A 19616-nucleotide genomic window follows, 5' to 3' on the forward strand; every position below is an offset into this window, starting at 1 on the left:
CAGGTACCGCGCGGTACCTGTAGGAGCGAGGCTTGCCCGCGAAGAGGCCATCAGCAACACCCGAGATATCAGGGCTCCAACCCGATCCCCCGCAAAATCACACTCGTCACCGTCTGCACCGCCCGCTCGAACTGCATGTCCGACAGCGGCTGGTGATCGTTCAGAATATTCACCTGATGATCAAAGTCGGCGTAATGCTGAGTCGACGCCCAGATCATGTACAGCAGGCTGGAAGGCTCCACCGGCAGGATACGTTTGTCGTCCACCCACTGGCGAATTTTCGCTTCTTTCATCTTGGCCCAGTCGTACAGGCTGGCGTCGAGTTTCTCACCCAGCGTCGGCGCGCCGTGGATGATTTCGTTGGCCCAGACTTTCGAACCGTAAGGCCGGCTGCGCGAGTGGTTCATCTTGGCGCGGATGTAGCTGCTGAGCACCACGCGCGGGTCATCGAACATCTCGAAGCACAGCGCATCCTGCTTCCACACTTCCAGCAAATCGAACAGCACGGCGCTGTAGAGCTCGGTCTTGGTGCTGAAGTAGTAATGCAGATTGGAGCGCGGCAGTTGCACTTCAGCGGCGATGTCGGCCATGGCGGTGCCGCCGAAACCTTTTTCGGCAAAGACCTTTTCGGCCCCGAGCAGAATTTTTTCGACGTTACTGCGGCGAATCTCGATCTTGTGATTGCCCATGAGGGCTCCCTGACAACAGCGTTGCTCAAGACTAGCATCCGCTCTACATCGCGGCGACAGCGGAAAACGAAACTTCGTACACCCACCCGCCGACGCTCACAGTTAAACTGTCGCCCTTCTTCGAACCTGCCTCTGAGGTATCCACGATGCTTTTCAAGAAAACCCTGACCGCCGCCGCCCTGCTCGGCTCACTGCTCGCCGCTTCGTCGGTGTTTGCCCATGCCCATCTGAAAAGCCAGACGCCGGCTGCCGACAGCACCGTCAGTGCACCGTCGGATTTGCGCCTGGTGTTCTCCGAAGGTGTCGAAGCGGCATTCACCAAAGTCACGATCAGCAAGGACGGCGCCAATGTTGAGGTGAAAAGCCTGGCCACCGAAGGCAGCGATAAAAAGACCCTGGTCGTGACCCCGGCTGCGCCACTGGCGGCGGGCGCCTACAAAGTCGAATGGCATGCGGTGTCGGTCGATACCCACAAAAGCGAAGGCGCCTACAGCTTCAAGGTTGGCCAGTAATTCATGACGAGCGCGATGGTGCTGTGCCGCTTCCTGCATTTCACCGTGGTGCTGATGCTGTTCGGGGTCTGGGTATTCAGGCCGCTGCTGTTGGGTCATGAGGCGTTGCTGGACAAAACGCTGGCGCGAGTCAGCCGCTGGCTCGCCTCGGTCGCATTGGTCAGCGGCATCGCCTGGCTGCTGCTGATCACCGTCAGCATGGCCGGTGCGTGGGAGGCGGCGTTCGATCCATCGACCTTGCGCCTGGTGCTGGGCAATACGTTTTTCGGCCAGGTCTGGCGCTGGCATCTGCTGCTCAATGGTTTGCTGATGGTTGTGCTGCTGACACCGCTTCACGCCAGCCTGCCCTTGCGCCTGGTCCTCGGCGGCCTGCTGCTGGCGACGTTGGCGCCGGTCGGTCACGGCGCGATGCTCGATGGCCTCAGCGGCCAGTTGCTGATCCTCAATCAAATCATTCACCTGACCTGCGTCGGCGCCTGGCTCGGTGGGTTGTTGCTGCTGGTGATGATCCTGCTGCAACCGGCTGGCCATGCTGTCCGCGAAATACTGCAACGCTTCAGCGGTGTCGGTTATGCGCTGGTGGCGGGATTGGTGATCACCGGGCTGATCAATGTGCGGGTGTTGAGCGGGCAGTTCTGGCCGACCCCGTTGCTGTCCGGGTTTGCGTTGATTCTGCTGATCAAGGTGCTGCTGGTAGGTGCGATGCTGGGGTTGGCGCTGTTCAATCGGCAGCGGATCAAGGAGTGCGAGCAGCGCATGGCGACGCTCAAAACCAGCGTGATTATGGAGTGGCTGCTGGGCATTGGCGCGGTGGCGGCAGTCTCCCTCCTGGGCACCATGCCCCCGATGATTACCGGATAAAACACGCCCCCTGTAGGAGCCGGCTTGCCGGCGATGGCGTACTTGAAATCGCCATCGCCGGCAAGCCGGCTCCTACAGGGATCGTGTAAAGCCATTCAAGTCATCGTATAACTTCTGATTGACATACCCTGAAACACTCGCAAATAATCGCCCTGATGTTGTACGACGACGTATGACAAAAATAAAAACAACAAATACCCAGGGAACGTCACAGTGAGCAAACTCGCCCGCAATTCCTCCATCCGCACCTCTCGCCCTGTCTTCGCACGCCGGCATACCCTGAGCCTGATCGGTTGCAGCAGCCTGGCCGTACTCGCCATGCCTGTGATCGGCCACGCCGAAGGTTTCGTCGATGACGCCAAGGCCACGCTGAACCTGCGCAACTTCTACATCAACCGCAACTTCACCAACCCGACCTACCCACAAGGCAAGGCCGAAGAGTGGACGCAAAACTTCATCCTCGACGCCAAGTCAGGATTCACCCCAGGCCCGGTCGGTTTTGGTGTGGATGTGCTGGGCCTGTACTCGCAGAAGCTCGATGGCGGCAAAGGCACCGGCGGTACGCAACTGCTGCCGATCCACGATGACGGCCGCCCTGCCGACAACTTCGGCCGGATGGGGGTGGCGCTCAAAGGCAAAATCTCGAAAACCGAATTGAAGGTCGGCGAATGGATGCCGATACTGCCAATCCTGCGCTCGGATGACGGCCGCTCCCTGCCGCAAACCTTCCGCGGTGGCCAGGTGACCTCTACCGAGATCAGCGGTCTGACGCTCTACGGCGGCCAGTTCCGCCAGAACAGCCCGCGCAACGATGCGAGCATGGAAGACATGTCCATGAACGGCAAAGCGGCGTTCACCTCGGACCGTTTCAACTTCGGTGGTGGTGAATACCTGTTCAACGAGAAGCGCACGCAGGTCGGCGTCTGGTACGCAGAACTCAGCGACATTTATCAGCAGCAGTATTTCAACCTGAGCCACAGCCAACCCATCGGCGACTGGACCCTCGGCGCCAACCTCGGCTTCTTCAACGGCAAGGAAGATGGCAGTGCCCTGGCCGGTGACCTGGACAACAAAACCACGTTCGCCATGCTGTCTGCCAAATACGGCGGCAACACCTTTTACGTCGGCCTGCAAAAGCTCACCGGCGACAATGCCTGGATGCGCGTCAACGGCACCAGCGGCGGCACCCTGGCCAACGACAGCTACAACTCCAGCTACGACAACGCCAGGGAAAAATCCTGGCAACTGCGTCATGACTACAACTTCGTCGCCTTGGGCATTCCCGGCCTGACGATGATGAACCGCTACATCAGCGGCGATAACGTGCACACCGGCGCTATCACCGACGGCAAGGAATGGGGCCGCGAATCGGAACTGGCCTACACCATACAGAGCGGCGTGCTGAAGAACCTCAACGTAAAATGGCGCAACGCGAGCATTCGCAAAGACTTCAGCAACAACGAGTTCGATGAAAACCGCATTATCATCAATTACCCGATTTCGTTGCTGTAATACGCGTCCCGACTGATCCATACCCTGTAGGAGCCAGCTTGCTGGCGATGGGTTCACAAGCGACGCGATTATCCAGTTATTACGCGTGATCGTTAACGTCCATCGCCGGCAAGCCGGCTCCTACAGGGGATAGTGGTTAACCCTCCGTCTTTTTTGACCAAAGTTGCGTTGACAAGACCCGGAAACCCTAACGATACTTCGGCACAGTCGTACGACAACCTACAACGAACTCAACAACAATAATTTCGCGCCCAGGAACTTCCATGACCACCACTTCCCAAGCCCCTTTCAATCGCCTGCTGCTGACCGGTGCCGCCGGTGGCCTCGGTAAAGTGCTGCGCGAACGCCTGCGCCCTTACGCCAAAGTCATTCGCCTGTCGGACATCGCCGACATCGCCCCCGCCATTGATGACCGCGAAGAAGTCGTGACCTGCGACCTCGCGGACAAGCAAGCCGTGCATCACCTGGTCGAAGGCGTGGACGCGATCCTGCACTTCGGCGGCGTGTCGACAGAGCATTCGTTCGAAGACATCCTCGGCGCCAACATTTGCGGCGTGTTCCACATCTACGAAGCGGCGCGCCGTCATGGCGTCAAGCGGGTGATTTTCGCCAGTTCCAACCACGTCATCGGTTTCTACAAACAGGATGAAGTGATTGACGGCCGATCCCCTCGCCGCCCGGACAGCTACTACGGTTTGTCCAAGTCCTACGGCGAAGACATGGCCAGCTTCTACTTCGATCGCTACGGCATCGAGACCGTCAGCATCCGTATCGGCTCCTCGTTCCCGGAACCGCTAAACCGTCGAATGATGAGCACCTGGCTGAGCTTCGGCGACCTGACCCAACTGATCGAACGCTCCCTGTACGCGCCGAACGTCGGCCACACCGTGGTCTATGGCGCTTCCGACAACAAGAATCTCTGGTGGGACAACCGCTACGCCACCGCGCTGGGTTATGCACCGCAGGACACCTCTGAAGTGTTCCGTGCAAAAATCGACGCCCAGCCGATGCCGGCCGCTGATGACCCGGCGATGGTTTACCAGGGTGGCGCGTTTGTCGCGTCCGGTCCGTTCGGCGATTGAGTCAGCGCTGTTCACTTGATCCCCACAACAAAAACCCAGGGAATGAGTTGCCATGCAAGCCGAATTGATTGTCGATGCCCGCAACACGGTCGGTGAAAGCCCGGTCTGGGTCCCGGAAGAAAACGCCCTGTACTGGGTCGATATTCCCGCCGGGGGCCTGCAACGCTGGAGCGCCGAAACCGGGCATGTCGAGGCCTGGACGGCGCCGGAGATGCTCGCCTGCATCGCGCGTCACCGCGATGGCAGCTGGGTCGCCGGGATGGAAAGCGGATTCTTCCGCCTCCAGCCGCACAATGACGGCAGCCTCGACAGCGAACTGCTGGCCCACGTCGATCACCCGCGCACCGACATGCGCCTCAACGATGGTCGCTGCGACCGTCAGGGGCGTTTCTGGGCCGGCAGCATGGTGTTGAACATGGGCGCCAACGCGGCCGACGGAGCGCTGTATCGCTACGCCGACGGCCAGCGCGGGCCGCTCGACGCGCTACTTTCAGGATTCATCGTCCCCAACGGCCTGGGCTTCAGCCCGGACGGGCGCACGATGTACCTGTCTGACTCGCATCCCCTGGCCCAGCAAATCTGGGCCTTCGATTACGACATTGACAGCGGCACACCGACAAACCGTCGGCTGTTCGTCGACATGAATCACTTCTGCGGTCGCCCCGATGGCGCTGCCGTGGATGCCGAAGGCTGCTATTGGATTTGTGCCAACGATGCCGGGCTGATTCACCGTTTCACCCCCGACGGACGCCTGGACCGCTCCCTCACCGTACCGGTGAAAAAACCGACCATGTGCGCCTTTGGTGGCAGTCGACTGGACACCCTGTTCGTGACCTCGATCCGCCCCGGCGACGACCATGACGAACAGTCACTGGCGGGCGGTGTGTTTGCCCTTGATCCCGGGGTAAAAGGCTTGCCCGAACCCCTTTTCAGCCACTGACCGAATTCGCCAGACAACGCTGTACCTGTAGGAGCCAGGCTTGCCGGCGAAGGCGATCTCAAACACGCCTTCGCCGGCAAGCCTGGCTCCTACGGATAGTCCACGCATTCATTGATTTCGCGGGTCACCATGACGCCAACACTGCTCGAACTCGAAGACGAATTCACCCACCTTACCCTCGCCCCCGAAACTGGTGGCAGCATCGTCAACTGGACCGTCAACAGTTCGGGTCAGCCGCTGTTGCGCCACAGTGACGCGCACGCGCTGAACACCGGTCTGCCGGGCAAGCTCGGCTGTTTTCCGCTGGTGCCATGGTCCAACCGAATTTCCGACGGTGGTTTCGATCGCCCGGACGGCTGGCTCGCGCTCGAGCCCAACAGCCTCACCGATCCCCTGCCGATTCACGGCAGCGCCTGGCAACAACCGTGGCAGGTGGTTTCGCAGACCCGCGATGAAGTCGTCCTGCAACTCGACAGCACCAGGCCGTTCGCCTATCGCGCCCGGCAGCGTTTTCATTTGAGCCAGGGCAAACTGAGCATTGAGTTGCACGTCACGCATCTGGCCGAACGCGCCGCGTGGCATGGTTTGGGGCTGCATCCGTACTTGCCGCGTACCGCCGGCACTCGGTTACAGGCCAAGGCTGAGCAGGTGTGGTGGTGCGACGCCTCGAAACTGCCGACCCGACTCGGTCCTTTGCCTGCCGAGTGGGATTTTCGCCAGCTCAAGGACCTGCCCGACACGCTGGTCGACAACGGTTTCTGCCAATGGGATGGCCATTGCCTGATCCAGCAACCCGACCTCGGTTATGAACTGGAATGCCAGGCCAGCGGCAGCGATTACTACCTGCTCTACTGCCCGGTGGACCTGGGGTTTTTCTGCATCGAACCGGTGAGCCATCCAGTCAATGCGCACCACTTGCCCGGTCGGCCGGGACTGGTGTTGCTCGAACAAGGTCAATCCGCCGAGCTGGGTTTCAGCCTGCAATACCGCGCCTACCCCAACAGCTGACTCAGCACCGCACGTAACTTGCCGGGTTTCACCGGCTTGTTCAGCAACGGCGCATCCAGTCGCTGCAAGGAGCGGCGGCACTGATCGGTGCGGTCGGCGGTGATGATCACCGCCGGAATCGTCTGGCTGAAATGCTCGCGCAAATGCCGGACCACCTCACACCCCACCACCCCATGATCGAGGTGGTAATCCGCCAGAATCAGCTCCGGCGCGTGACCCTGCAACGCGGCCAGCGCCGAGGCTTCGTCGGTGGCGGTGACCACTTCGCAACCCCATTGGCCGAGCAGCGCGCTCATGCTTTGCAGAATGCTGACCTCGTTGTCCAGCACCAGCAAACGCCGGCCTGGCAGCGGATTGCCCGTGCCCGGCTGCGGCGCCGCGAGGCTGATGGGTAACGGAACCTCACGGGAAATCGGCACCTCAATGCTGAACATCGAGCCGCGTCCCGGCAGCGAATGCACCTGGACCCGGTAGTCGAGAATCTTGGCGATGCGCTCGACGATCGCCAACCCCAGCCCCACACCTTTGCGGTCGGCGGCGCGGCCGACGTCCAGTTGATTGAACTCAAGGAAGATCGAGTCGAGGCGATCCGCCGGGATCCCGCGCCCGGTGTCCCAGACTTCCAGACGCAGCCTGTCACCACGACGCCGGGCACCGAGCAGGATGCTGCCCTCGTCGGTATAGCGACAGGCGTTGCTGAGGAAATTGCGCAGGATGCGCGTCATCAGGCGCAGGTCGGTGCGAATGGCGTAATCGCCCATGTGCACACGCAAGCGCAGCCCGGCCGCGTCGGCCACTGACTGGAATTCCGACACCAGCGGCCCGAGCAATTCATCGAGGCGGTACAACGCGACATCCGGTTTGACTGCCGCTTGATCGAGCCGGGAGATGTCCAGCAAATCGGTGAGCAAATCCTCCGCCCCTTCCAGGGCCTGATGCGTGCGTTCGACCAGCACCTGCTCGACGTCCGGCAGTTTGCGCTCACGCAGGGTCGAAATCAGCAAACGCGCGGCGTTGAGCGGTTGCAGCAGGTCATGACTGGCGGCGGCGAGGTATTTGTCCTTGCTGCGATTGGCGGCCTCGGCGGCATCACGGGCATCGCGCAAGGCTTCGGCGATCTGTTTACGCTGGGTGATCTGTTGCTGCAGGTTGCGGTTGGCTTCGAGCAATTCGTCGGTGCGCGCGGTGACGCGTTGCTCCAGTTCGTCATTGAGCTGTTGCAACCGTTGCTGGGCCTGTTTGCGCTCGGTGATGTCGGCGACAAACCCCTCCACCAGTTGTTCCTTATCGGGCCTGAGCAACAGGTTCATCAGCACATCGACGCTGCTGCCGTCCTGGCGACGCAACTGGGTTTCGTAGCCATGCAGGCTGCCTTGATGCCGAAGGATCTCGCCGATGTTTTCCAGCTCCTGCTCACCGCCGACGAACAGCTGGCTGGCCAGGTCTGCCTTGGAAAACATCACGTCTTGCGGGCCCTGATAGCCGAGCATGCGTGCCAGCGCCGTGTTGGCTGCCCGCATGCCGCCGTCGAGGCTGGCCTGGAAAATCCCGTAGACCGCGTGCTCGAACAGCCACTTGTAGCGATTGCGCTCGGTTTCCAGGTCCTCCAGGCGGGCGGCCAGTTCCGGGTAATGGCTCTTGCGCGCCGAATGGCTGCCCAATCCGAGCAAGCCGGCCAGCGCCGCCTGTTGCTCGTCAGAGGGCTTCGCCATAGACGACCTCGACATCACGCTGACTGGATTCACGCGGGTTGGTCAGGATGCACGGGTCGTGCATGGCATGTTGCGACAGGAACGGGATGTCCGCCGTGCTGACGCCGTGCAAGCCGAGGGTTTCGTGGAAGCCGATGGCGTGTTTCAACGCGATCAGATGTTCAACCAGCCGCCCGCAAATTTGCCGGTGATTGAGGCCACGGCAATCGATGCCGAACGTCTCGGCAATTACCTTGAAGCGTTCCGGCGCAGAGCTGTAATTGAAGGCCACCACGTGCTCCACCAACACCGCGTTGCACAGGCCATGGGGCAAATCGAGGAAGCCACCGAGGCTGTGAGACATGGCGTGCACCGCGCCGAGGATCGCGTTGGAGAACGCCAGCCCGGCCTGCATGCTGCCGAGCATGATTTTCTCGCGCAGGGCGATGTCCGTCGGGTTGGCGATCATCTGCACCAGGTTGCCGTTGATCAGGCGCATGGCTTCCAGCGCGTGGGGGTCGGTCAGTGGCCCGTGGCCCGTGGAGACGAAGGCTTCGATGGCATGCACCAACGCGTCGATGCCGGTACAGGCCGACAGGAACGGGTCCATGCTCAGGGTGGTTTCCGGGTCGATCAGAGACACGTCCGGCACCACCGCTTTACTGACGATGGAGAATTTCATGCGTTCTTGCTGGTTGGAGATGATCACGAATTGCGAGACGTCCGCCGAGGTGCCGGCGGTGGTCGGGATCAGGATCAGTGGCGGGCTGGGCACGCTGATGGTGTCCACCCCTTCGAACTCGAGAATGCTGCGCCCGTGAGCGACGACAATGCCGATGCCCTTGCCGCAATCCATCGGGCTGCCGCCACCGACGGCGACGATCACGTCGCAATGGTTTTCCCGGTACAACTCGGCACCGAGCATGACTTCCTCGACACGCGGGTTGGGCGAAACGTCGCTATACAAAAAGTAATCGATGCCCTGGGCCTGCAGGCTGGCCTCGACATCGGCGACCCACCCGGCGGCAATGACGCCGGGATCGCTGACCACCAGGACCTTGCGCGCGCCAAAGGTCTTGGCATAGTTGCCGACGTTGTGCCGGCAACCGGCACCGAAGATGATTTCAGGCGAAACGAATTTACGCAGCTGGCTGAGACTCTGGCTCATTGGAAAGCCTGTTTTTATTGTTTTGGAAGGTAGGAACCACACTAACCCATCCGGCTGTGAATGCAATCAGACCAAAGATCAACGTTGATTCCCCTGTGGGAGCGAGCCTGCTCGCGATGGTGTGTCAGTCGACACTTATTTTGCTGACACACCATCGCGAGCAGGCTCGCTCCTACAGGGGATTTGCGGTGTTTGATCTATCCGCGATAGATCAAGCGGGAGGCCTTCTCATTGCGCAAGGTCAAATGTTCCATGCCCTGCCCCGGCGCATCGGCCTCCTCGCGAGCCTTGAGGATCACGCCATGGTGCGGTGACTTGCTGCACACCGGGTCGGCATTGGCGGCATCGCCGGTCAGCATGAACGCCTGGCAGCGGCAGCCACCCAGGTCCTTGTGTTTTTCATCGCAGGAACGGCACGGCTCCTTCATCCAGTCGTCGCCACGGAAGCGGTTGAAACCGAAGGAGTCGGTCCAGATGTGCTCGATGCTGTGTTCGCGCACATTGGGGAATGTCACCGGCAATTGCCGGGCGCTATGACAGGGCAACGCCGTGCCGTCCGGGGTGATGTCGAGAAACAGGTTGGCCCAGCCGTTCATGCAGGTCTTGGGGCGTTCTTCGTAGTAATCCGGGGTGACGAAGATCAACTTGCACGGATGCCCCTGCGCTTCAAGCCGTTCGCGGTATTCATTAGTGATGCGTTCGGCGCGCTGCAATTGCTCGCGGGTCGGCAACAGGCCCACGCGATTGAGCTCGGCCCACCCATAAAACTGACACGTGGCCAGCTCGACAAAATCCGCTTCCAGCTCCAGGCACAAGTCGATGATGCGGTCGATGCGGTCGATGTTGTGCCGATGGGTGACGAAATTCAGCACCATCGGATAACCCTGGGCTTTCACCGCGCGGGCCATGGCGAGTTTCTGCGCGAACGCCTTGCGCGAACCGGCGAGCATGTTGTTGACCGCCTCGTCGGCGGCCTGGAAGCTGATCTGGATATGGTCGAGCCCGGCGACCTTGAAATCATGGACTTTCTGTTCGGTCAGGCCGATGCCCGAGGTGATCAGGTTGGTGTAGTAACCCATGTCCCGTGCGGCTTTTATCAGCTCCGCCAGGTCCTGGCGCACCAACGGCTCACCGCCGGAAAACCCCAGTTGCGCAGCGCCCATCGCACGCGCTTCGCGGAACACGCGAATCCATTCGTCAGTGCTCAGCTCTGCGCCTTGCTGGGCGAAATCCAATGGATTTGAGCAATAGGGGCATTGCAACGGGCAGCGATAAGTCAGCTCCGCCAGCAGCCACAGCGGTGGCCCCGGCGGCGCATCATTCGATCCAGAATTGAGCATGGGCCACCTCCAGAAACGCCAGCACATCCTCGTCGATCCCCGGCACACCGGGAAAACTCGCGGAGAGCAAATCAATGATCGCCGCCACACTGCGTTGACCGTCCAGCAGATCGAGAATCTGCCCGGCACTGGCGTTGAGTTTGATCATGCCTTCGGGGTACAGCAGCACGTGGCAGTCCTGACGAGGTTCCCACTGCAGCCGAAAACCCCGGCGCAATGCCGGTGACTGCGCACGATTGATCGGGCTCACAAGGCGATCCCCCGATGCCAGACGCGTTCGCTGGTCACCGTGTGATACGGCGGGCGTTCCAGCTCATAGGCCATGCTCATGGCGTCGAGCATGCTCCACAGCACGTCGAGCTTGAACTGGAGGATTTCCAGCATGCGCTGCTGGGCTTCGACGGTGACGTAGTGCGCCAGGGTAATGCGCAAACCGTGCTCGACATCGCGCCGCGCCTGACTCAGGCGCGTGCGGAAATAGTCGTAACCGGCGACGTCGATCCACGGGTAATGCGCGGGCCAGGCGTCCAGCCGCGACTGGTGGATCTGCGGGGCGAACAGCTCGGTCAGCGAGCTGCTGGCCGCTTCCTGCCAGCAGGCGCGCCGGGCGAAATTGACGTAGGCGTCCACGGCGAAACGTACACCGGGCAATACCAGCTCCTGGGACAGAATCTGCTCACGATCCAGGCCCACCGCTTCGCCCAACCGCAGCCAGGCTTCGATACCGCCTTCGCTGCCAGGCACGCCGTCGTGGTCGAGAATCCGTTGCAGCCATTCGCGACGCACGTCGCGGTCCGGGCAGTTGGCGAGGATGGCGGCGTCCTTGAGCGGAATGTTGATCTGGTAGTAGAAGCGGTTGGCGACCCAGCCTTGAATCTGCTCACGACTGGCACGACCGGCGTACATGGCTTGGTGGAACGGGTGATGGATGTGGTAGTACGCGCCTTTGGCGCGCAGGGCCTGTTCGAATTCGGTGGGGGTCATCGCTGTATCAGTCATTGCAGGTCTCCTGGAGGATTTGCGGTGTCTGGTCTGGCGCCTTCGCGGGCAAGCCTCGCTCCTACAAGGACCACGCTGTACCTGTAGGAGCGAGCGGTGCGGCGATCCGACTTGCCCGCGAAGGCGTCATCCGCTACAGCACAATATCCATGCCGTCATAAGCCACCTCGATCCCCCGCCGCTCCAGCAACGCCCGCTCAGCCGAGTCTTCGTCGAGGATCGGGTTGGTGTTGTTAATGTGGATCAGCACCTTGCGCTGACGAGTAAAACCCTCCAACACCTCCAGCATCCCGCCTGCCCCACTCTGCGGCAGATGCCCCATCTCGCTGCCCAGGCTCTGGCCGACTTCACAGACGCGCATTTCGTCATCGCGCCACAACGTGCCATCCAGCAACAGGCAATCGGCACGCTGCATCCAGCTCAACACCTCGTCATCGATTTGCCCGAGGCCCGGCGCATAGAACAACGAAGCGCCCGTGCGCCGGTCTTCGATAAACAAGCCAATGGTGTCACCCGGCTGTGGGTTGCCTCGGTTCGGTGAATACGGCGGTGCATTGCTGACCAGTGGAATGGCCCGAAACTGCAAATGCTCGCAGGCCGCGATGCTGAACGGCTGTCGGTCGAGTCCGATCGGTTGCCACTGCAAACCGCCGTTCCAGTGCTTGAGCATGGTGAATAACGGAAAGCCGCTGCTCAGGTCTTCATGAACCCGCTCGGTGCACCACACCGAATGCGGGCAGCCCTCGCGCAGGCTCAACAGGCCGGTGCAATGGTCGATCTGGCTGTCCATCAGGACCACGCCGGCAATGGCCGTGTCGCGCAAACGACGTGCCGGTTGCAGCGGCGCGAAACTCTCGAGTTGCGCGCGGATATCCGGGGAGGCATTGCACAGCACCCAGTCCACACCGTTGTCGCTCAGGGCAATGGAGGATTGCGTGCGACGTTGCGCACGCAGGCTGCCATCGCGCATACCGGCGCACTGGCGACAGTTGCAGTTCCACTGCGGAAAACCACCGCCAGCGGCGGAACCGAGAACGCGAATGTGCATGGGCGATGCTCCAGAAGGCAGGCCCGGCCAACGCAGCGGCTGGCCGGGTGGACGATCAGCGGTTGGCGAAATACATCGTCACTTCGAAGCCAATGCGCAGATCGGTAAACGCGGGTTTAGTCCACATGGGTCATTCCTCTTCTTGTGCCGGACGATTCCGGTAGCACCATTAATGCACGGTGCGCCGGGCGCCCGAATGCTACTTTCGAAGGAGGTTGTGGGGTGCGTTGGTAGGGGGTATGGCGCGGTCGTCAGGCACACAAAAATCCAATGTGGGAGCGAGACCGGCTTGCCGGCGATGAGGCCATTACATTCAACATTGATGTTGACTGTCACGCCGCCATCGCGAGCAGGCTCGCTCCCACAGGGGGATTGTGGTGATTTTGCGGGGGTTAGAAGAACCCCAGCGGGTTGATGTCGTAGCTCACCAGCAGGTTTTTGGTCTGCTGATAATGGTCGAGCATCATCTTGTGGTTCTCACGGCCGACACCGGATTTCTTGTAGCCACCGAACGCGGCATGCGCCGGGTACAGGTGGTAGCAGTTGGTCCAGACGCGCCCGGCCTTGATCGCCCGGCCCATGCGGTAGGCACGGTTGATGTCGCGGGTCCACAGGCCGGCACCGAGGCCGAACTCGCTGTCGTTGGCAATCGCCAGGGCTTCGGCTTCGTCCTTGAACGTGGTGATGCCCACCACCGGGCCGAAGATTTCTTCCTGGAACACGCGCATCTTGTTGTGGCCCTTGAGCAGGGTCGGCTGGATGTAATAGCCGCTCGACAAGTCGCCTTCAAGCCGTTCCGCCGCGCCACCGGTGAGTAGCTCGGCGCCCTCCTCCTGGGCAATTTTCAGGTACGAGAGAATCTTGTCGTATTGCTGCTCGGACGCCTGGGCGCCGACCATGGTGTCGGTGTCCAGCGGGTTGCCGCGTTTGATCTTGACGATCTTCTTCATCACCTCGGCCATGAACGGTTCGTAGATCGACTCTTGCACCAGCGCACGCGACGGGCAGGTGCAGACTTCGCCCTGGTTGAAGAAGGCGAGCACCAGACCTTCGGCGGCTTTCTCGATGAACTGTGGCTCGGCGTTCATGATGTCTTCGAAGAAGATGTTCGGCGACTTGCCGCCCAGTTCGACGGTGCTCGGAATAATGTTCTCGGCGGCGCAATGCATGATGTGCGCGCCCACCGGAGTGGAGCCGGTGAAGGCGATCTTGGCGATACGTTTGCTGGTGGCCAGTGCCTCACCGGCTTCGCGGCCGAAACCTTGCACGATGTTGAGCACGCCGGCCGGCAGCAAGTCGGCGATCAGTTCGGCGAAGACCATGATCGACAGCGGTGTCTGCTCGGCAGGCTTGAGCACGATGCAGTTGCCGGCCGCCAGGGCCGGGGCGAGTTTCCACGCGGCCATCAGCAGCGGGAAGTTCCACGGGATGATCTGCCCGACCACGCCCAATGGCTCGTGAAAATGATAGGCGGTGGTCAGCTCGTTGATTTCGGCGGCGCCACCTTCCTGTGCACGGATGCAACCGGCGAAGTAACGGAAGTGGTCGGCGGCCAGCGGCACGTCGGCGTTGAGGGTTTCGCGCACGGCCTTGCCGTTGTCCCAGGTTTCGGTGACGGCAAGGATTTCGAGGTTTTGTTCGATGCGATCGGCGATTTTCAGCAGCACCAGCGAGCGGTCCTGCGCCGAGGTTTTGCCCCAGGCATCGGCAGCGGCGTGGGCGGCGTCGAGCGCCCTTTCGATGTCGGCGGCGCTGGAGCGCGGGAACTCGGCGATCACTTCACCGGTTACCGGCGAGGTGTTGGTGAAGTACTCGCCATTGACCGGTGCGACGAACTCGCCGCCGATGAAGTTGCCGTAGCGCGGTTTGAAGGAAACGACGGCGCCGGGTGTTCCGGGTTGTGCGTAGATCATGATGGGCCTCTGTCTGGGTCGATGCCTGTCGGGCAAACAGGCGATGAACCGATAGTAGAGAGCCCCGCGTGCCAGACGAATGCGCCGTTGGCAGGGGGGGCTCTCGTTATTTGGTAGTAGGTTTCACGCATTCCCCTGTAGGAGCGAGCTTGCTCGCGATGGTCGTCAACGATAACGCGGGGTGTCTGGTGCCCCGCGTCGGCCTCAGGTTCATCGCGAGCAAGCTCGCTCCTACAGGGGTGTGGCGGAGTTAGTGCTTGGCCACCAGGTCTTTCGGCAACTTGAAGGTCCAGAGCATGCCGCCCTGGTTGAAGTCCTTCACGCGCTTGGCCACTTCACCGCCCCACAGCGGAACCGCGCCGCCCCATCCGGACAGAACCGAAACGTACTGCTCGCCGTCCATTTCCCAGGTCACGGGCGAGCCGAGTACGCCGGAGCCGGTCTGGAATTCCCAGACTTTCTCGCCGGTCTTGGCATTGAACGCCTGGAGGAAACCTTCCGGCGTGCCGGTGAACACCAGGTTGCCTTTAGTGGTCAGCACCCCGCCCCACAGCGGCGCGAAGTTCTTGTGACGCCAGACTTCCTTGCCGGTTTTCGGGTCGATGGCGCGCAGTACGCCGATGTAGTCTTCGTTCAAGGGCTTGATGGTGAAACCGGCACCGAGGAATGCTGCGCCTTTCTTGTAGGCGATGCCTTCGTTCCAGATGTCCATGCCCCACTCGTTGGACGGTACGTAGAACAACCCGGTGTCCTTGTTGTAGGCCATCGGCATCCAGTTTTTTGCGCCGAGGAACGCCGGGGCGACGAACACCGAACTGCCCTTGGCTTCGGTGCCCGGTGCGCCCGGACGGCTGGCTTCGTTGTAGATCGGCCGGCCTTGTTTATCGAGGCCAGTGGCCCAGGTGATCTTGTCGACGAAGGGGAAGCCGCGAATGAACTTGCCGTTGGTGCGATCCAGTACGTAGAAGAAACCGTTGCGGTCCGCAGTCGCGGCGGCTTTGATTTCTTTGCCGCCTTCGCTGTAGTTGAACGACACCAGTTCGTTCACGCCGTCATAGTCCCAGCCGTCGTGGGGCGTGCTCTGGAAATGCCATTTGATGGTGCCGTCGTCCGGGTTCAGCGCCAGGCGTGACGACGAGTAAAGGTTGTCGCCAGGGCGCAGGTGCGAGTTCCACGGCGCCGGGTTGCCGGTGCCGAACAGCAGCAGATTGGTTTCTGGGTCGTAGTAGCCGCCGAGCCAAGGTGCGGCGCCGCCGGTTTTCCACAGATCGCCGGGCCAGGTCTTGCCTGCTTCGCCACCGGAGATGCCGTTCTCTACTGCTTTGCCGTCCTTGTAGACGTAGCCCATGTGGCCCTCGACGGTTGGCCGGGTCCACAACAGATCACCGTTTTTCGGGTCGTAGGCTTCGATCTTGCCCACCACGCCGAACTCGCCACCGGCCACGCCGGTAATCAGTTTGCCGTTGATCACCAGCGGCGCGGCGCTGATCGAATAGCCTTCCTTGTGGTCGGCGACTTTCTTGCTCCACACCACTTTGCCGGTGTCTTTGTTCAGGGCCACGAGCTTGGCGTCGAGGGTACCGAAAATCACCAGGTCGCCATACAGCGCCACGCCCCGGTTGATCACGTCACAGCACGGGCGGATGTCATCGGGCAGACGCGCATCGTATTGCCAGAGTTTCTTGCCGGTGCGCGCATCCACCGCAAACACCCGCGAGTAGGAGCCGGTCATGTACATCACGCCGTCCTTGATCATCGGTTGTGCTTGCTGACCGCGTTGTTTTTCGCCACCGAAGGAGAAGGCCCAGACCGGCCGCAAGTCCTTCACGTTGTTGACGTTGAGGGTGTCGAGCGGGCTGTAGCGTTGACCCTGGACGCCCAGACCGTTGGTGACGACCTGCTCCGGGTTCTTGGGGTCCTGGAGAATGTCCTGGTCGGTGACGGCGGCCAATGCAGTGCCGGACAACAGCATGGCACTGAGCAACAGGCTCAAGACGAAGGGTTGGCGACGTGCGGGTTGGGTCATGACGGCTGCCTCTGCGGTTATTGTTATACCCGGGAAATTTTCCCGGTCTGGTGCAGATTCTTGGGCGCCGCCGCCCTTGCAACAATTGCCCGCAGTGCTGAGATTGCTAGTTCCTTAGTACAGGGTCTGACATCGGTTTTTTGAACGCCCCAACCCTGTAGGAGCCAGCTTGCTGGCGATCCAGGCGACGCGGTGTATCAGGCAGACCGCGGCGTCCCGATCGCCAGCAAGCTGGCTCCTACAGGTTTGAGTCAACGCGTTTCATTTGCGTGCGCTCGTAGCGCGGATAGAGATGGCTGACGCTGCGGATCAGTTCGTAGCGACTCAGGCTGATCCCGGCGAAGCGTTCGGGAATCGGGCTGCGGATCATCTCGGCCATGTCGCTGCCGTCGGCCGCACCCTCGCGCATCAACTGGTCGAGCCAGCCAAGGTAGTCGCGCATTTGTTCGAACGGTTTTGCATCCGTGGAGATCGGGCCGTGACCGGGGACGATGAGCGTCCACGCCAACCCCTGAAGCGTGGCGATGTCCGCCAGCCACACCGACAACCCCGGGCTGTTGGGCGTGGTCAGCGCCCGCTGGTAAAACACCAGATCCCCGGCAAACAGCACGCCGGTTTGCTGGTCGAGAATAGCCAGATCCGCGCCGGTATGCCCACCCAGGCTCAGCAGGCGCAGATCGTGATCCCCAAAATTTCGCACGCCGGGCGTCAGCGTCTCGGTCGGCAACACCACTTCGGTGCCCCGCATCCAGTCGCCCACCAGCCGATACATGTTCTCGGCCATGGCGTCACCCTGCTGCTTCAACAACTCGCAGGTGCCCGCGAGCGCGCCGATCGGCACATCGCTGAAGGCCTGATTGCCCAGCACATGATCGGGATGATGATGCGTCAGCAGCACCTGGATCACCGGTTTGTCGGTGGTCGCGGCAATGGCTTTGCGCATCGCTTCGCCGTATCGCCGGGACGGCCCGGTGTCGATCACCACCACCCCGCGTTCGGTGACGATGAAGGCGGTGTTGACGATGTTGCCGCCGTTGGCCTTGGCAAAATTGTCGGTGCTGCCTTCCAGCAGCCAGGTGTCGGCGGCGATCTGTCGGGGTTTGAGTGAATAGTCGAGTTCGGCCAACGCCGGAAGGCTCAGGCAGATGAACAACAGCAGCATCCAGCGCATCACGCGCTCCTTTGAGTCAGGGTATGGCCGCATCAAATTCGTTGCCGCTGTTGTCGCGCAGCAACAGGCGCGTCTGCCCTGCCCCTTCGATGTCGAAGGCCAGGTTGGGGTTTTCGCTGACGGCGGGAAACAGTTCGAGGCGGGCCAGTAATTGATCGTTCTGATCCCGCAGCTCGGCATGGTTGATGAAGAATTCCGGGATACCGCCGACCATGCCGTTATCCATCGGGTGCGCCACCTGCAAACGCAAGCGGCTGAACTCGCCACGGGGATAACGTCCGCCAAGCACTTCGCCGATGTGCTCTTCCCAACCCGGCTGGGTGCGCACCACGCTCGGCGCCGTGCATCCGCCGCCCGCCGCATCGATCAGGGTCGAACCGACATGCCACACACCGTCGCGAGTCAGGACGGCCGCGCGCAGCGGCGTGGCTTGCTCGACACGAATACGGATCGACAGCCAGGGCAACACCCGATCCAGCGGCTGGAAATCGACAATTTTCGGCAAAGGATTGAGCTCGGCCCAGGCGAGGATTTTCACCACCTCGCCCTTGAACGCTCGGGCGTCGATTTCCAGTGGCACTTGCCGGGCGTCTTCGGCGAACGGCGGCGCCAGCAGCCTGACCCGCTCATCAAACACGAACGGCGCGTCGCCGAGCATCTGCTTGTGATAGAAGGCCCACATCACCGACGGCACCGGGTCTTTGCCCGGCGCGATGTCTGCCGCGTGCGCGGCCAAGGGTAGCCAACAGGCCAACAGACAACACGCGCGCCAGTTCACTGTTGATACATCTCCGGGACGTCATAGCGCAGGCCATAACGGGCATAAATGGCTTTCACCGAACCCTCGCGGATCAAGGCTTCCAGCGCCTCTTCCACGGCATAGGCCAGTTGCCGGTTGCTCTCGTGCACGGCCATGCCGATTTCCCAGAGTTGCTTGCCCATGTTCGGGTAGGCGTTTTCCGCCAGCGCCACTTGCGGGTCGGCGGCTTCATGAACCTGCCAGTCGATCTCGCCGCGCATGGCCATGACCGCGTCGACTTCGCCCGCCTTCATCGCCGCGAATGCCTGAGGCACGCCGGGGTAGTGATGGGTTTTGCCGGCGAGCATGCCGTTGAACACCGAGGTCAGGTAGAACGACGGCACACTGTCGACCTCGACGCCGATCGGGTGATGCTCGAACACGGCGACGCTGGCCACCGATTCCAGTCGACGACGGTCATAGGCGACTTGCCATTGTTCGTTCTGATACGGACCGAACATCACCACATGGCTGTTTTCCAGCTCACCCAGTTCGTTGCGCTTGCGTGCGTAATCCTGGTCATAGGGCACGCGCATCATCAGGTCGGCCAGTTGCAGATCGTGCAACGGACTGGCGCGCCAGATGTAGTCGCGCAGGTCGTCGTCGAGCTTCTCGCCGGCGGGCGCCCAGATCAGCGTCAGGCGCACACCAAGCGCTTTGGCCAGCGCCTCGGCGAGGTCGACATCGACGCCACGGGGTTGGCCGGCGTTGTCGAAACTGTAGGGGGCGAAGTCTTTGTAGACCGCCACCTTCAGCTCCCCGGCGGCGATCATTTCGTCATAGCTGCGGACCTGCGCCTGCACCGTCTGGCAGCACAGCAACACAGCGCTGATCAACACCGCGAGCAGGCGCATGCA

The 19616-nt window shown here is 61.4% G+C and carries 19 protein-coding genes; 6 read left to right on the forward strand and 13 right to left on the reverse strand.

The window, feature by feature from the left end; translation table 11 throughout:
• Nucleotides 1-68 precede the first annotated feature (68 nt).
• Entirely contained in the window at nt 69-689 is a 621-nt protein-coding gene (locus PMI32_RS26365) for a TetR/AcrR family transcriptional regulator (protein ID WP_008024841.1), read from the reverse strand.
• 146 nt (nt 690-835) lie between these two features.
• Here PMI32_RS26365 and copC point away from each other — a divergent pair, with 146 nt between their 5' ends.
• From copC to PMI32_RS26335, 6 genes are all read left to right on the forward strand, one after another.
• A complete protein-coding gene (gene copC / locus PMI32_RS26360) occupies nt 836-1201 on the forward strand; it encodes a copper homeostasis periplasmic binding protein CopC (protein ID WP_008024843.1) in 366 nt (121 codons plus the stop codon).
• Between the two features lie 3 nt (nt 1202-1204).
• Nucleotides 1205-2062, forward strand: coding sequence for a copper homeostasis membrane protein CopD (gene copD, locus PMI32_RS26355; RefSeq protein WP_008024844.1), 858 nt, complete (start codon nt 1205-1207; stop codon nt 2060-2062).
• A gap of 213 nt (nt 2063-2275) precedes the next feature.
• Nucleotides 2276-3574, forward strand: coding sequence for an OprD family porin (locus tag PMI32_RS26350; RefSeq protein WP_008024846.1), 1299 nt, complete (start codon nt 2276-2278; stop codon nt 3572-3574).
• 263 nt (nt 3575-3837) lie between these two features.
• Nucleotides 3838-4656, forward strand: coding sequence for an NAD-dependent epimerase/dehydratase family protein (locus PMI32_RS26345; protein WP_008024848.1), 819 nt, complete (start codon nt 3838-3840; stop codon nt 4654-4656).
• A 52-nt stretch (nt 4657-4708) separates the two neighbouring features.
• Nucleotides 4709-5596 (forward strand): SMP-30/gluconolactonase/LRE family protein, encoded by an 888-nt coding sequence (locus PMI32_RS26340; RefSeq protein ID WP_008024851.1) that lies wholly within the window; start codon nt 4709-4711, stop codon nt 5594-5596.
• A gap of 129 nt (nt 5597-5725) precedes the next feature.
• On the forward strand, nt 5726-6604 hold the full coding sequence (locus PMI32_RS26335) for an aldose 1-epimerase (protein WP_008024854.1): 879 nt from the start codon (nt 5726-5728) through the stop codon (nt 6602-6604).
• Here the strand turns inward: PMI32_RS26335 and PMI32_RS26330 are convergent.
• The 12 genes from PMI32_RS26330 to PMI32_RS26280 all read right to left on the reverse strand — a co-directional run bounded on the left by PMI32_RS26330 (nt 6589) and on the right by PMI32_RS26280 (nt 19613).
• Complete coding sequence (locus PMI32_RS26330; protein ID WP_008024857.1) at nt 6589-8316, reverse strand: hybrid sensor histidine kinase/response regulator; 1728 nt, start codon at nt 8314-8316, stop codon at nt 6589-6591. The two genes, PMI32_RS26335 and PMI32_RS26330, sit on opposite strands and share 16 nt — an antisense overlap.
• Nucleotides 8300-9463 carry an alcohol dehydrogenase-like regulatory protein ErcA gene (gene ercA / locus PMI32_RS26325; protein WP_008024858.1) on the reverse strand — a complete coding sequence of 388 codons (1164 nt, stop codon included), beginning with the start codon at nt 9461-9463 and terminating at the stop codon, nt 8300-8302. The genes PMI32_RS26330 and ercA overlap by 17 nt, the downstream gene beginning before the upstream one ends.
• 197 nt (nt 9464-9660) lie before the next feature.
• A complete protein-coding gene (gene pqqE / locus PMI32_RS26320) occupies nt 9661-10803 on the reverse strand; it encodes a pyrroloquinoline quinone biosynthesis protein PqqE (protein ID WP_008024860.1) in 1143 nt (380 codons plus the stop codon).
• Nucleotides 10781-11053 (reverse strand): pyrroloquinoline quinone biosynthesis peptide chaperone PqqD, encoded by a 273-nt coding sequence (gene pqqD / locus PMI32_RS26315; RefSeq protein WP_008024861.1) that lies wholly within the window; start codon nt 11051-11053, stop codon nt 10781-10783. The genes pqqE and pqqD overlap by 23 nt, the downstream gene beginning before the upstream one ends.
• Entirely contained in the window at nt 11050-11802 is a 753-nt protein-coding gene (gene pqqC / locus PMI32_RS26310) for a pyrroloquinoline-quinone synthase PqqC (RefSeq protein WP_008024864.1), read from the reverse strand. The genes pqqD and pqqC overlap by 4 nt, the downstream gene beginning before the upstream one ends.
• A gap of 133 nt (nt 11803-11935) precedes the next feature.
• The gene (gene pqqB, locus PMI32_RS26305) at nt 11936-12850 is read right to left on the reverse strand and encodes a pyrroloquinoline quinone biosynthesis protein PqqB (RefSeq protein ID WP_008024865.1); all 915 of its coding nucleotides are present in this window, start codon (nt 12848-12850) and stop codon (nt 11936-11938) included.
• A 55-nt stretch (nt 12851-12905) separates the two neighbouring features.
• Nucleotides 12906-12977: a pyrroloquinoline quinone precursor peptide PqqA gene (gene pqqA, locus PMI32_RS29475; protein WP_003253598.1), complete on the reverse strand. Its 72-nt coding sequence runs from the start codon at nt 12975-12977 to the stop codon at nt 12906-12908.
• 265 nt (nt 12978-13242) lie between these two features.
• Nucleotides 13243-14763, reverse strand: coding sequence for an acetaldehyde dehydrogenase ExaC (gene exaC / locus PMI32_RS26300; RefSeq protein WP_008024867.1), 1521 nt, complete (start codon nt 14761-14763; stop codon nt 13243-13245).
• 250 nt (nt 14764-15013) lie between these two features.
• Nucleotides 15014-16789 (reverse strand): PQQ-dependent methanol/ethanol family dehydrogenase, encoded by a 1776-nt coding sequence (locus PMI32_RS26295; RefSeq protein WP_008024869.1) that lies wholly within the window; start codon nt 16787-16789, stop codon nt 15014-15016.
• Nucleotides 16790-17027: 238 nt separating this feature from the next.
• A complete protein-coding gene (locus tag PMI32_RS26290) occupies nt 17028-17960 on the reverse strand; it encodes a quinoprotein relay system zinc metallohydrolase 1 (RefSeq protein ID WP_008024870.1) in 933 nt (310 codons plus the stop codon).
• 16 nt (nt 17961-17976) lie between these two features.
• Complete coding sequence (locus PMI32_RS26285) at nt 17977-18738, reverse strand: quinoprotein dehydrogenase-associated SoxYZ-like carrier (protein ID WP_008024873.1); 762 nt, start codon at nt 18736-18738, stop codon at nt 17977-17979.
• The gene (locus tag PMI32_RS26280) at nt 18735-19613 is read right to left on the reverse strand and encodes a substrate-binding periplasmic protein (RefSeq protein ID WP_008024876.1); all 879 of its coding nucleotides are present in this window, start codon (nt 19611-19613) and stop codon (nt 18735-18737) included. Before PMI32_RS26280 ends, PMI32_RS26285 begins: the two co-directional genes overlap by 4 nt.
• Nucleotides 19614-19616: the final 3 nt, after the last annotated feature.

It is taken from the genome of Pseudomonas sp. GM60 (genome assembly GCF_000282415.1).
GTDB classification, from domain to species: Bacteria; Pseudomonadota; Gammaproteobacteria; order Pseudomonadales; family Pseudomonadaceae; genus Aquipseudomonas; species Aquipseudomonas migulae.

Coding starts and splice junctions, on each gene's coding strand:
- PMI32_RS26365 (WP_008024841.1), bottom strand. CDS start 689: ATGGGCAATCACAAGATCGAGATTCGCCGCAGTAACGTCGAAAAAATT.
- copC (WP_008024843.1), top strand. CDS start 836: ATGCTTTTCAAGAAAACCCTGACCGCCGCCGCCCTGCTCGGCTCACTG.
- copD (WP_008024844.1), top strand. CDS start 1,205: ATGACGAGCGCGATGGTGCTGTGCCGCTTCCTGCATTTCACCGTGGTG.
- PMI32_RS26345 (WP_008024848.1), top strand. CDS start 3,838: ATGACCACCACTTCCCAAGCCCCTTTCAATCGCCTGCTGCTGACCGGT.
- PMI32_RS26340 (WP_008024851.1), top strand. CDS start 4,709: ATGCAAGCCGAATTGATTGTCGATGCCCGCAACACGGTCGGTGAAAGC.
- PMI32_RS26335 (WP_008024854.1), top strand. CDS start 5,726: ATGACGCCAACACTGCTCGAACTCGAAGACGAATTCACCCACCTTACC.
- PMI32_RS26330 (WP_008024857.1), bottom strand. CDS start 8,316: ATGGCGAAGCCCTCTGACGAGCAACAGGCGGCGCTGGCCGGCTTGCTC.
- ercA (WP_008024858.1), bottom strand. CDS start 9,463: ATGAGCCAGAGTCTCAGCCAGCTGCGTAAATTCGTTTCGCCTGAAATC.
- pqqE (WP_008024860.1), bottom strand. CDS start 10,803: ATGCTCAATTCTGGATCGAATGATGCGCCGCCGGGGCCACCGCTGTGG.
- pqqC (WP_008024864.1), bottom strand. CDS start 11,802: ATGACTGATACAGCGATGACCCCCACCGAATTCGAACAGGCCCTGCGC.
- pqqB (WP_008024865.1), bottom strand. CDS start 12,850: ATGCACATTCGCGTTCTCGGTTCCGCCGCTGGCGGTGGTTTTCCGCAG.
- exaC (WP_008024867.1), bottom strand. CDS start 14,763: ATGATCTACGCACAACCCGGAACACCCGGCGCCGTCGTTTCCTTCAAA.
- PMI32_RS26295 (WP_008024869.1), bottom strand. CDS start 16,789: ATGACCCAACCCGCACGTCGCCAACCCTTCGTCTTGAGCCTGTTGCTC.
- PMI32_RS26290 (WP_008024870.1), bottom strand. CDS start 17,960: ATGCGCTGGATGCTGCTGTTGTTCATCTGCCTGAGCCTTCCGGCGTTG.
- PMI32_RS26280 (WP_008024876.1), bottom strand. CDS start 19,613: ATGCGCCTGCTCGCGGTGTTGATCAGCGCTGTGTTGCTGTGCTGCCAG.